The organism is Agrobacterium sp. P15N1-A, from assembly GCF_044626815.1.
GTDB classification, from domain to species: Bacteria; Pseudomonadota; Alphaproteobacteria; order Rhizobiales; family Rhizobiaceae; genus Agrobacterium; species Agrobacterium leguminum.
Window position 1 is genome coordinate 773,981 of record NZ_JBIUPF010000002.1, and the last position, 11,607, is coordinate 785,587.

General features: G+C 61.0%; 11 protein-coding genes. 3 read left to right on the forward strand and 8 right to left on the reverse strand.

Annotation, left to right across the window (positions count from 1 at the left end):
• The first annotated feature begins 108 nt into the window (after nt 1-108).
• A complete protein-coding gene (locus tag ACIK7D_RS11735) occupies nt 109-1,167 on the forward strand; it encodes a P1 family peptidase (RefSeq protein ID WP_400156354.1) in 1,059 nt (352 codons plus the stop codon).
• Between the two features lie 20 nt (nt 1,168-1,187).
• Nucleotides 1,188-2,054 carry a D-amino-acid transaminase gene (locus ACIK7D_RS11740; protein WP_065114128.1) on the forward strand — a complete coding sequence of 289 codons (867 nt, stop codon included), beginning with the start codon at nt 1,188-1,190 and terminating at the stop codon, nt 2,052-2,054.
• 65 nt (nt 2,055-2,119) lie between these two features.
• Here the strand turns inward: ACIK7D_RS11740 and ACIK7D_RS11745 are convergent, their stop codons facing one another.
• The 7 genes from ACIK7D_RS11745 to ACIK7D_RS11775 all read right to left on the reverse strand — a co-directional run bounded on the left by ACIK7D_RS11745 (nt 2,120) and on the right by ACIK7D_RS11775 (nt 9,910).
• Nucleotides 2,120-3,016, reverse strand: a complete 897-nt coding sequence (locus ACIK7D_RS11745) for a LysR substrate-binding domain-containing protein (protein WP_400156355.1) — start codon at nt 3,014-3,016, stop codon at nt 2,120-2,122.
• A gap of 87 nt (nt 3,017-3,103) precedes the next feature.
• Nucleotides 3,104-4,615 (reverse strand): serine hydrolase domain-containing protein, encoded by a 1,512-nt coding sequence (locus ACIK7D_RS11750; RefSeq protein ID WP_400156356.1) that lies wholly within the window; start codon nt 4,613-4,615, stop codon nt 3,104-3,106.
• A gap of 213 nt (nt 4,616-4,828) precedes the next feature.
• A complete protein-coding gene (locus tag ACIK7D_RS11755) occupies nt 4,829-5,569 on the reverse strand; it encodes an ABC transporter ATP-binding protein (protein ID WP_065114131.1) in 741 nt (246 codons plus the stop codon).
• Nucleotides 5,566-6,396: an ABC transporter ATP-binding protein gene (locus ACIK7D_RS11760; RefSeq protein WP_004433197.1), complete on the reverse strand. Its 831-nt coding sequence runs from the start codon at nt 6,394-6,396 to the stop codon at nt 5,566-5,568. The genes ACIK7D_RS11755 and ACIK7D_RS11760 overlap by 4 nt, the downstream gene beginning before the upstream one ends.
• A gap of 3 nt (nt 6,397-6,399) precedes the next feature.
• Complete coding sequence (gene nikC, locus ACIK7D_RS11765; RefSeq protein WP_004433196.1) at nt 6,400-7,302, reverse strand: nickel transporter permease; 903 nt, start codon at nt 7,300-7,302, stop codon at nt 6,400-6,402.
• Nucleotides 7,299-8,312 carry an ABC transporter permease gene (locus ACIK7D_RS11770; protein WP_065114132.1) on the reverse strand — a complete coding sequence of 338 codons (1,014 nt, stop codon included), beginning with the start codon at nt 8,310-8,312 and terminating at the stop codon, nt 7,299-7,301. The genes nikC and ACIK7D_RS11770 overlap by 4 nt, the downstream gene beginning before the upstream one ends.
• Nucleotides 8,313-8,314: 2 nt before the next feature.
• A complete protein-coding gene (locus ACIK7D_RS11775; protein WP_400156357.1) occupies nt 8,315-9,910 on the reverse strand; it encodes an ABC transporter substrate-binding protein in 1,596 nt (531 codons plus the stop codon).
• 235 nt (nt 9,911-10,145) lie between these two features.
• Between ACIK7D_RS11775 and ACIK7D_RS11780 the strand changes: the two genes are divergently transcribed.
• Nucleotides 10,146-11,186 carry a dipeptidase gene (locus ACIK7D_RS11780; RefSeq protein ID WP_400156358.1) on the forward strand — a complete coding sequence of 347 codons (1,041 nt, stop codon included), beginning with the start codon at nt 10,146-10,148 and terminating at the stop codon, nt 11,184-11,186.
• Between the two features lie 55 nt (nt 11,187-11,241).
• Here ACIK7D_RS11780 and ACIK7D_RS11785 read toward each other — a convergent pair whose 3' ends face one another.
• Nucleotides 11,242-11,535 (reverse strand): hypothetical protein, encoded by a 294-nt coding sequence (locus ACIK7D_RS11785; RefSeq protein ID WP_400156359.1) that lies wholly within the window; start codon nt 11,533-11,535, stop codon nt 11,242-11,244.
• Nucleotides 11,536-11,607: the final 72 nt, after the last annotated feature.

The following is an 11,607-nucleotide window of genomic DNA, read 5'->3' on the forward strand; positions in this document are numbered from 1 at the left end:
GCGATGCCGTTTCCCGGCGAAGTAGTCTAACGTCAAGTCAGAGCAAAGCTTTTCATGAAGCCGCGCCTGTTCCACCTTGAGCCTGCATTCCGCAAAAGTGATCGCCCGATGCATCAGACGACCCGCCCGAGACTGCGCGATATCGGTTTCCGGCCCGGCCATTTCGAGACCGGCCCGCTCAACGCCATCACCGATGTCGAAGGCGTGACCATCGGCCATTCGACCGTCATCGAAGGCGACACGATCCGCACCGGCGCAACCGCGATCCTGCCGCATGGCGGCAATCTCTTTCAGGACAAGGTGCCCGCGGCCTTCGCCGTCTATAACGGCTTCGGCAAATTTGCCGGCTCCACCCAGATCGAGGAACTCGGCGAACTCGAAACACCTGTTATCCTCACCAATACGCTGGCGACAGGCCTGGCCATCGAGGCGATCAACCACCATACGCTGGCACAGCCGGGCAATGAGAAAGTCGTCTCGATCAATGCCGTCGTCGGCGAAACCAACGATTCCCGCCTGAACGACATCCGTGCCGGCCGTCCGACGGTCGATGAGATATCAGCCGCGCTCAAAAACGCGGCCACAGGCCCGGTGGCCGAGGGCGGCGTTGGTGCCGGAACCGGTACGGTCGCTTTCGGCATGAAAGGCGGCATCGGCACCGCATCCCGCATCGTCACCATCGCCGGAACGACCTATACGCTCGGCATTCTTGTCCAGTCCAATTACGGCGGCCATTTGCTGGTCTGCGGCAAGCCCTATGTCAGCCCTGACCATAAGGACAAGGACGGCTCGATCGTCATCATTATCGCCACCGACGCGCCACTCTCCTCCCGCAACCTGAAGCGTCTGGCGGCCAGAAGCTTCGGCGGGCTGGCACGCACGGGTGCAGCACTCAGCAATGGCTCCGGCGATTACGCTCTGGCCTTTTCCACCGATGAGCGGCTGCGCCGCACGCCTGCGCGCCGCAAGGCCGTCGCAGACTATCCGGAACTTTCCAACGATGCGATCTCGCCGCTCTTCGAAGCAGCGATTGAGGCGACGGAGGAGGCGATCCTCAATTCGCTCTGCGCAGCAACCACGACCAAGGGCTTCAATGCCGGCACCGGCATGGCCTCCACGGTCGAGGCCATTTCCATCGACGCCCTTAAAACCCTTCTTTCAGCCTGACTTTTCCAGACGGAGTTTTCATGACTAGCCCATCCGGTCGCATCGTTTACGTCAACGGCGAATTCCTGCCCGAAGCGGACGCCCGCCTCTCCATCTTCGACCGCGGTTTCCTGTTTGGCGACGGCATCTACGAAGTTACCTCCGTTCTGGAAGGCAAGCTGATCGACAGCGACCTGCACATGGCCCGGCTGGAGCGCAGCGCCCGCGAAATCGACGTGCCGCTGCCGGTCACCACGAAAGAGATCGTCGAGGCAGAGCGCCGCCTGATTGCCGACAACAACCTCGTCGAAGGCATGATCTACCTGCAGCTGACGCGTGGTGCCGAAGACCGCAACTTCCTGTTCTCCGCTGATCTGAAGCCGACGCTTGTCATGTTCACCCAGGCCAAGAAGCTGATCGGCACCCCGGTCGAAGAAGCCGGCATCGCCGTCAAATCGGTTCCCGACCAGCGCTGGGAGCGCCGCGATATCAAGACCGTCTGCCTTCTGCCGCAGGTCATGGCAAAACGCATTGCCAAGGCCGAAGGCTGCGACGAGGCGTGGATGATCGAGGATGGTTTCGTTACCGAAGGCGCGTCCTCGACCGCCTATATCGTCACCGCCGACAAGAAGATCATCACCCGCGGCAACAGCAACAAGACCCTGCCCGGCTGCACCCGTCTTGCCGCCCTGCAACTGGCCAAGGAAGCCGGCTTCACGCTGGAAGAACGCCCCTTCACGCTGGAAGAGGCGCTGAATGCCGACGAGGCCTGCCTGACCAGCGCCTCCAACTTCGTGGTTTCGGTCACGAAGATCGACGGCAAGCCGGTGGGTAACGGCAAGCCCGGCCCGATGGTGAGCCGCCTGCGCGCGCTCTACCTCGAAAACGCCCGCCGCACCGCCATCTGATCGAAAGCGTTTTGTTTGTCGCATTTCCGGATGGAAAACCGGGGGCCACTTTTCCCGGAAATGCTCTAACTTTCGAGAACCGCCCAGATGCGCTCAACCACGGGCCGGCGGTTCTCCTTGGAGCGATAAAGCCTGATATCGACGGCAATATCGAAACTTGAATCAGCGGCGCGCACCAGAGCGCCGCTATCCAGCTCGTGCCGCATCAAGCTTTCCGGCACCCAGGCGACACCCCAGCCGGCCATCGCCATGGCTTTCAGCCCCACCGACATGCTGCCCTCATGCACCCGCTCGAATTGCGGCAGCCGCGCGCTCAGGAGATCGCGCAGCAACGGCCCGAAGAACGAAGCCTTTTCATAATCCAGATAGGCAAAGGGTTTTCGCGCATTTTCCACCAGCGCATGCAGCGGTGAACCATCTTTCGCCGGCGCGGAAACCGGAATGATGTTTTCTGCACCCAGCACTCGAAACTCGAAGGTCTGCGCATCAAGCAGCATCGGCACTTCCGGATGGGCATAGGTCAGAAGGAAATCACTCTGCCCGTCCACCAGCGAATTGAGGTTTTCCTCCATGCTGCCGGAATCCGGCCGCAGAACCGAAAACAGCGGCCCGGCCGTCTCGTTCACCCGTTTCAGCCAGTCGGGAAAGAAGGTGAAGGACAGGGTATGCAGCGCCGTCAGCCGAACGGTTCTGGCATCGGCTCCCTCTTCCTGCAGCAGGGTACGCCGCGCATGGTAAAGCTGCTTCAGTATCTCCTGCGCCACCGGCACGAATTTCACCCCGGCCTCGGTGAGCCGCGACGGATAGGAAGCGCGGTCGACCAGCGTCGCCCCCACCCAGGCTTCCAGCTGCTTGATGCGCCGACTGAAGGCGGATTGCGTCACATGCCGCTCATCCGCCGCCTTCGAGAAATTGAGCGTTCCGGCCAGCGCCAGGAAATCCTCGAGCCATTTGACTTCCAAGGGCCTGTTCTCCCACAAAGATGTTGTCCCGGCCTGCCGGGAACACGGGTCTTTATTAGGAGCATTCAGGCGTCTTTGAAATCCCCTTTACCGCGCGCGGGAATATTCGATCATCCGCGCCCGGCTGGACACCAGCTCGATCCGGTCGTCACCCAGCCGGTTGAGGCAGACGCGCTTCGTCCACGGCCCGTCGATGAGGGTGAAGAGAAAACGGCCGTTGCCGAGCGCCGTAAGCGGCATGCTCCGGCGCGTGGGGCCGATGCCCATCGTCAGTGACGAACCGCTGATCGAAAATTCCGCGCCCTCATCCGAGCGCCACAAGCCCGAAAGATCATCCGGCACGAGATGCTGGCCGACCGGCAGGAAGCGGCGGGCGGCGTGGCCGGCCTCACCGACAATGGCGGTACCATCCAGCCTGAGACGCATCGGAGAGGATGCGGAACGGGAGGAGACCCAGCCATCGACATCTTCATAAAGCGTGTCGTCACCATCGATGAAGGTGGATGTGCTGCCCTTGATCTCCAGCCACCACGGCCCACTTTCGGTGACATAGAGGCCTTCCGGCAGGCTGGCGGCGGGTTTAGGCAAAGGCAGGCCGGTCAAGGCCGCCATGCATTCCAGCGCGATCTTGAAACCATTGGTATCCTCGCGGTTCGACACCACAACGAAGCCAGTGCCGTTTTCCGGATCAAGCAGAAAGTAAGTCTTGTAACCCGGATGCGAACCGCCGTGACCGACGAAACGCCTGTCACCGAGATGCGACCAGCGCAGGCCGAGGCCATATTCGCTCATCCGCCCATCGGCGAGCGGTCGTTCAGCCGAAAGCGCGTCAAGAACACCCGCGAAGCCTCCCTCGCCCCGCATCAGACCCTGCAACCAACGGGTAAGTGCTTCGGCGCTGCCCGCAAGGCTACCCGAAGCGGAGATATGCAGGCCGGCCATCGAAAGCTGCCAGTTGTCTTCGGCTTTCCAGTAACCCGGCACCAGCCCGTCGACTGGATCGTTCCAGACATCCGGCGCCTTCAGAAACACGCCGAACGGGCCGGCAATCTGTTCCTGGACGAAATCATCGAAACGGAAACCCCGGCGCTCCAGCGCCGCTTCCACCAGACGGTAACCGGTATTGGAATAGGATACCTCACTGCCGGCCGGGAAATTCAGCCGGTTGAGCCGCGACAGATAGTCGAGAAGCGGTCCGGCCTTCGTTTCGGTATAGACGGAAAGGCCAAGCAGCGAGAGGCATTCACGCGTATCCGGCAGGCCACCGCTCATATCCAGCGCCTGCCCCACCGTGACGTCGCGGAGCGGCGACTGCAACTCCGGCAGATGTTTGCCGAGTGGATCATCGAGGCCGATCAGATCGGAATGCGCAAGCACCATGGCGCAGAAGGCATGTTTGGTGACCGAGGCATACCGCACCACGCTCTGCGGCGTAAAGGGCGCGAAGGTCGAGAGGCTTTCGACACCGCCGGCATGCGCAAAACGGATGCCATCGAGATCAAAACCGATGACCGCCCCGCCAGGCTCATTGTCCGCCCATTGCGAGACGAAGCTTTGCGAAAGGGTTGAAGCGGCGTTCCAGTCGAATTCTTTTGGCATGGCTCGGTCTCGTGTCTTGTCGTCTTTACAGAAAGCCTCGGCATCGCCGCTTGTTTCTTCTCCCCGAGGGGGAGAAGGTGGCCCGAAGGGTCGGATGAGGGGGCAACGGTAGAGATTTACGGGAAGCTTGCCCCCTCATCCCGCTGCCGCGGACTTCTCCCCCTCGGGGAGAAGAAACTCGTGGCACCCGCTCGATTTATTGGCAACGTAGACTCAGGCCGGCTCTTCCAGCCGGATACTCAAGCTACGCAACTCTTCCGTATGCGGATGTTTGGTCCGGCCATCTCGCAGATCACCGGCACTCAGCTGCTCCACCATGTCGCCATTCAGCATCACGCCAACCTGCGGGCACAGATGCGCGATGACCGCGAGATTGTGGCTGACGAGAATATAGGTGAGGTTGCGCGCCGCGCGCAGGTCCTGCAACAGGTTCAGGATTTCCGCCTGCACCGACACATCGAGCGCCGAAGTCGGCTCATCGAGCAGCAGCACCTGCGGATCGGCGATCAGCGCACGGGCAATCGCCACGCGCTGGCGCTGGCCGCCGGAGAGCTGGTGCGGAAAACGGAACCGCACCGCCTGCGGCAGCGCCACGTCGGACAAGGCCTGCTGGATGCGTTTTTCGATATTGTCCATGCCGTGTACCAGCGGCAATTCGCTAAGAATGCGGTCGATGGTCTGGCGCGGATGCAGCGAGCCATAGGGGTCCTGAAACACCATCTGCACCTGCCGGAAGAACTCTGGCGTGCGCTTCAGCGGTGCATCCTTGCCGGCAAAGGCGATGCGGCCTTCCCAGCTTTCGTTGAGGCCCGCCATGGCGCGCAGGATGGTGGACTTGCCCGAGCCGCTTTCGCCGACGATGCCGAAGCTGCCGCCCTTTTCCACCGAAAAGGACACGCCCTTCACCACTTCGCGGTCGCCGAACTTGATACGGAGATTATCGACGTCGATCATTGGCTGGACCACGCTGCATCACGGTTGAGAACGGGAAGACGCTCGCGCGGATGCGTCAGCGAGGGAATGCAGTTGAGAAGTCCCTTTGTATAGGGATGTTCGGCTTTCAGGAGTTCGGACGCCTTCAGCTCCTCCATGACCCGGCCGGAATACATCACGGCCACGCGGTCGCAGAAATGCGAAACGAGCGGCAGGTCGTGGCTGATGAGGATAAGGCCCATGCCGCGTTCCGACACCAGCTCCTCGATAAGCCGCAGGATTTCCGCCTGCACCGTGGCGTCGAGCGCGCTGGTCGGTTCGTCGGCGATCAGCAGTTCCGGATCGGGCGCCAGCATCATGGCGATCATCACGCGCTGGCCCATGCCGCCGGAAACCTCATGCGCATAGGACGAGGCGACCTGACGCGGATTGCGGATCTTCACCTGATCGAGCAGGCCGATTGCCGCTTCCATGGCGGCACGCTTGCTGCCGCCCTTATGGGCACGCCAGGCTTCGGCGATCTGCGCACCCATGGTCTTCACCGGGTTCAGCGAATATTTCGGATCCTGCAGAATGAAACCCGCCCGCTTGCCGCGGATCTGGCGCATCTGCCTTTCGCTGGCGGACAGCACGTCGATGCCGTCGAAGGCGAGCTTGTCGGCGCGGATATCCGCATTGGAGGGCAGAAGCTTCATCAGCGCCCGCGCCGTCAGGCTCTTGCCCGAACCGGATTCGCCGACAATACCGAGCTTTTCAGTGCCGAGCTTCATGGAGACACCGCGCACCGCCTCGAAACGGCTGGTGCGGGTCTGGAAAGCGATCTTCAGATTTTCGATTTCGACCAGCATGGCTCAATGTCCCTTCGGGTCGAGAACGTCGCGCAGACCATCGCCAAGGAAGTTGAAGGCGAGCGAAACGAGGAAGATGGCGATACCGGGAATGGTGGCGACCCACCATTGTTCGAAGATGAAGCGCTTGGCCGTTGCAATCATCGCCCCCCATTCCGGCGAAGGCGGCTGTGCGCCCATGCCGAGGAAGCCGAGGCTGGCGGCGGTGATGATGATCGAGCTCATGTCGAGCGTGATGCGCACGATAAGGCTCGGCACGCAGAGCGGCGCAATGTGACGCGCAATGATGCGCCAGGCGGAAGCGCCGGTCAGGCGATAGGCCGCGACGAAGTCGCTGCCGCGCACCGTCATGGTCTCGGCGCGGGCCAGACGCGCATAGGGCGGCCATGCGGTGAGCGCGATGGCGAGAATGGCACTTTCAACGCCGGGCTTCAGTGCCGCGACGAAGGCAAGCGCGAGGATGAGGCGCGGGAAGGCCAGAAACACATCCGTCACCCGCATCAGCACCGTATCGACAATGCCGCCGAAATAACCGGCGATGCAGCCGATGGCGAGGCCAATGGGTGCCACGAGAACGACGACGGCAATGACCATGCCGAGCGTGACGCGGCCGCCGTAAAGAATGCGCGAGAGAATGTCGCGGCCCAGCTCATCGGTGCCGAACCAGTGTTCGGCGCTGGGGAATGCCAGGCGATTGCCGAGGTTCTGCGTCGCCGGATCATAGGGCGCAAGCAGCGGCGCCAGCAGCGACAGCGCGATGAACAGGACGATGATGGTCAGACCGATTACCGCCAGTGGATTGGACTTGAGGTTGAGCCAGATGCGATACCGGTTTCCCCAGGCAGCCTGTGTGCGGGAATGCGGCGTCTCATCCAGAGCCCAGTTTCTGAAATTAGCTAACATCATCGAACGCGAGGATCCATAACTCTGTAAAGCACGTCTGCAAGCAGGTTGAGGGCGACATAGATGAAGCCGATCAACAGGGTTGCTCCGACGACCGGGTTCATGTCCGCGTTCATGAGCGAGACGGTGAGGTATTGACCAAGGCCCGGCCAGCTGAAGACGGTTTCCGTCACCACGGCACCTTCGAGAAGGCCGGCATAGGTGAGCGCCAGAACCGTGACGAGCTGCACGGCGACCGTCGGGAAGGCGTGGCCCCAGATCACGGTCATGGCCGAAAGCCCCTTGGCGCGGGCGGTGATGACATATTCACCCTTCAGCGCGTCGATCATGAAGGCGCGCGTCATGCGGGTGATATAGGCCATGCTGAAATAGGCGAGGATGCAGACGGGCTGCACCATGTGGGCGATGGCGTCGTAAAAGGCGTCCCAGTCACCGGCAAGCAGCGTGTCGACCGTCATCAGGCCGGTGACCTGCGTGATCATGCCGTCATAGATGATGTCCTGCCGACCCGGTCCCGGTGCGACGCCAAGCGTGGCGTAAAAGACGAGCAGCGAAATCAGCGCCAGCATGAAAACAGGCACGGAGTGACCGGCAAGGCAGACGACGCGGATCACCTGATCCGTCAGCTTGCCCTGCTTCACGGCGGCCCAGACGCCCAGCGGAATGCCGATCAGCGCGGCCAGAATAAGCGCTGCGGTAGCAAGTTCGAACGTGGCGGGAAAAACGCGCTTGATATCGATCCAGACCGGATTGCGGGTCAGGATCGAGTTGCCGAAATCGCCATGCAGGACCTGCGTGACATAGTGGAAGAACTGCACGACCAGCGGCTGGTCGAGGCCCATTTCGGCCCGCACCCGCACGATGACGTCTTCGGGCGCGTTATCGCCGACCGCCGCGATGACGGGATCGACGGGCATGACGCGCCCGATCATGAAGGTGATGACCATCAAACCGAACAGCGTCAGGAGGACGCTGCTCAGTATCGACGATATGCTTTTAACGCGCTTGTTCAATGTCACGCTTTCTTCGCATCGTGGTAGGAATTGCCCTCGGAGAGAACGCCGAGTTCGAAGCCTGAAACGCCCTTGCGGAAGGCTGCCGTCTTCGTGGTCTGGAACATGAACACGAACGGGCTGTTTTCCATGTGCTCGCGCTGCAGGGCTTCATAAAGCTCCACGCGCTTTGCCGGGTCCTTCTCGTCACGGGCGGCTTCCGCCTTGGCGGCGAAGTCGTCGTTCTTGAAGCGCGAACGCCACAGGAAGGGCTTCGACTTGGCGTCGTCGCCATTGTCCTTGTTGATGTTGAAGACATCGGCATTGGAATGCGGATCGAAATAATCCGTGCCCCATGCGGAAAGCGCCATCTGGTGTTCGCGGGCGCGCATCTTGGTCAGAACCTGACGGTTTTCAGCCGATTGCAGACGCACCTTGATGCCGATATCGGCAAGGTTGGCCTGAATGGCCTGCGCCAGATCCGGGTAAGGCTGGGCGGAATAGTGGTCCATGCTAATCTCGAAACCGTCGGCAAGGCCGGCTTCGGCCATCAGCGCCTTCGCCTTTTCGACATCGCGCTGGAACGGAATGTCGTTAACGGCGCCGGGGAAACCCTTAGGCTCGAAGCTCTGGTGGATCTCGTGCGTCAGCGACACCAGGTTTTCCTGCATGCCCTTATAGTCCAGCGCCCACTTGATCGCCTGCCAGACCTGCGGCTTGGCAAGGTTCTCATTGCCCTGGTTGAGCGAGATCAACACCAGCGAGGCGATGGACTTGCGCTCCAGCTCGATATTGGCGTCATCCTTGACGGTACGCAGCTGCTCCGAGGTCAGGTCGCGGGCAATGTCGATATCGCCCTTCTGCAGCATCAGCAGCTGGGAAGACGGATCGGTGACATGGCGCAGCACGATACGCTTGATATTGCCCTTGTAAGGACCGTTCGGGTTGACGGTGAGTGCGACGCTTTCGCTCGGCTTCCAGGCCTGCAGCATGAAATCGCCGGAACCGGCGCTGTTCTTCTGCAGCCAGCCATTGCCGAGGTCTTCGCCCGACGCATTGGCAAGAACCGCCTTCTTTTCGACGATCGCGCCGATATTGGCGGAGAGGCAATAAAGCAGGAAGGAGATGGCGGTCGGCTCTGCCGTCGTCAGCTTCACCGTCTTCTCGTCGGCGGCAACGATGGTCGTCTCGGCATTCTCAGGCGTGAAGCCGAACTGGCTGATGATGAAGGCCGGGCTCTTGTTCATCTTGATGGCGCGCTGCAGCGAGAACGCGACGTCTTCCGCGGTGACTTTCTCACCGCTCGCGAATGTCGCTTCGTCACCGATCACGAAGGTGAAGACCTTGCTGTCCGCATCGGCTTCCCAGGATTTCGCGATAACCGGATCAACCTTGGTGGAATCCTCGCGGTTGGCGCGCACCAGCTTCTGATACATGTTGGAGATGATTTCACCGCCGACGGCTTCGAAACCTTCATGCGGGTCAAGGCTCGTCATATTGTCCAGCTGCTGCGCGACGACAAGAATATCCTTCGGTGTCGCGGCAAATGCCGGAATGCGCGCATAGGACAGGAACGGAACGGCAGCGCCGGCAATCAACAGGTTGCGTCTTGAAATCATCGAAAATCCCCTTTCGGACCTTATTTTTCGGAAAACGGTATGGGTTTGCCCCAATCCAGTCATTTTTTTTATGTTTTCCCGCGATTAACACGAGCAAACGAGGCCCGACCAATTCCAAATTTGGCAGAGCCTATGCACGGATTGCATTTGCTCCCGCCTTGACCTTTCCTCTACCAATTCAGAAAACTCGTCCGCACGCGCGTCCGCGCAATCCCATTTCCGAAGGTGAATGACCATGACCGATCAAAAAACCGTACCCGTCTTCGACGGCCACAACGACGTGCTTCTGCGGTTATGGCGATCGGGCAATGCTTCCCCCGAAACGCTTCTCATCGAAGGGGATACCGTCGGCCACATCGACCTGCCGCGCGCAAAGAAAGGCGGGCTGGCCGGTGGCCTCTGCGCCGCCTATGTGCCTTCGCCCAGCATGGACAAGGACGCCAACGGCGACTACCCGACGCCAACCGAGGCGGATGCGCTGAAGGCGACGCTTGCCATGGCCGGCCTGCTGTTCCGCGCCGAAAAACAATCCGCCGGCGCACTGAAGGTTTGCCGCACGGCCGCCGATATCCGCAGCGCCATGGCAGAGGGCGCTTTTGCCTCCGTCTTCCATATCGAGGGAGCGGAAGCAATCGGCGCTGATCTTGATGCGCTGCATGTGCTCTACGAAGCGGGCCTTCGCACGCTCGGGCCGGTCTGGAGCCGCCCGAACATCTTCGCTTACGGCGTTCCCTTCCGTTTCCCCTCGACGCCGGATATCGGCCCCGGCCTCACGGATGCCGGCAAGCGGCTGATAAAGACCTGCAACGAACTGAAGATCATGGTCGACCTGTCGCACATGAACGAGCAAGGTTTCTGGGACATTGCCGGGATTTCCGACGCGCCGCTGGTGGCTTCGCATTCCAACGCCTATGCGCTCTGCAACCACAGCCGCAACCTGACGGATAGGCAGCTTGACGCCATCCGCGACACGGGCGGCCTCGCAGGCATCAATTTCGGCGTTCTGTTCCTGCGTCAGGATGGCGTGAAGAACCCGGATACCGATCTTGGCGAACTCGTCCGCCACGTGGACTATATCGTCAACCGCATCGGCATCGATCACGTCGCACTCGGTTCGGATTTCGACGGCACCACCATTCCCGCCGCCATGAAGGACGCAGCCGACCTGCAATTGCTGGTCGAAGCCCTGCGCAAGGGTGGTTATGACGACGAAGCGCTTGCCAAAATCTGCCACGGCAACTGGATTCGCGTGCTGGAAAAAACCTGGGCCGCGTGAGGCATATTGCAATTTATCTCCGGCGCAAGGCGCCGGAGATGTGAGCGGCAGGCCCTTAAGCCTTTGCCGCTTTTTTCTTGCCGCTCGCCCGGAAGGCAAGAAGCCCGGCGACGACGCCGATCAGCGCCCATTTCATCGGCAGCACATCCGCCGTCTCGCTTCGGATCGGCAATACGGTCACGGTGCCCGGACGGGATTCATAACCCATCTGCCCTTTCGCCTTGGCATCCGCGATCTGCTGCGGCGAAACGACCCATTCGGCACCGCGCATCTTATCCACCGCCATGTATCCGCCGCCCGCCACGAGGGCAACGACGAGCGAAACGACTATTCTTGTGGGCGTGTTCATTGGCATCTCCTTCAATCGAAAGGAGCGTGTAATCGCATCAAACGGCGCCACCAAGCAACCGCAACGGTCAAT

Bases quoted from the DNA above. Each gene is read 5' to 3' on its own strand.
- ACIK7D_RS11735 (WP_400156354.1), top strand. From the start codon at position 109: ATGCATCAGACGACCCGCCCGAGACTGCGCGATATCGGTTTCCGGCCC.
- ACIK7D_RS11740 (WP_065114128.1), top strand. From the start codon at position 1,188: ATGACTAGCCCATCCGGTCGCATCGTTTACGTCAACGGCGAATTCCTG.
- ACIK7D_RS11750 (WP_400156356.1), bottom strand. From the start codon at position 4,615: ATGCCAAAAGAATTCGACTGGAACGCCGCTTCAACCCTTTCGCAAAGC.
- ACIK7D_RS11755 (WP_065114131.1), bottom strand. From the start codon at position 5,569: ATGATCGACGTCGATAATCTCCGTATCAAGTTCGGCGACCGCGAAGTG.
- ACIK7D_RS11760 (WP_004433197.1), bottom strand. From the start codon at position 6,396: ATGCTGGTCGAAATCGAAAATCTGAAGATCGCTTTCCAGACCCGCACC.
- nikC (WP_004433196.1), bottom strand. From the start codon at position 7,302: ATGATGTTAGCTAATTTCAGAAACTGGGCTCTGGATGAGACGCCGCAT.
- ACIK7D_RS11775 (WP_400156357.1), bottom strand. From the start codon at position 9,910: ATGATTTCAAGACGCAACCTGTTGATTGCCGGCGCTGCCGTTCCGTTC.
- ACIK7D_RS11780 (WP_400156358.1), top strand. From the start codon at position 10,146: ATGACCGATCAAAAAACCGTACCCGTCTTCGACGGCCACAACGACGTG.
- ACIK7D_RS11785 (WP_400156359.1), bottom strand. From the start codon at position 11,535: ATGAACACGCCCACAAGAATAGTCGTTTCGCTCGTCGTTGCCCTCGTG.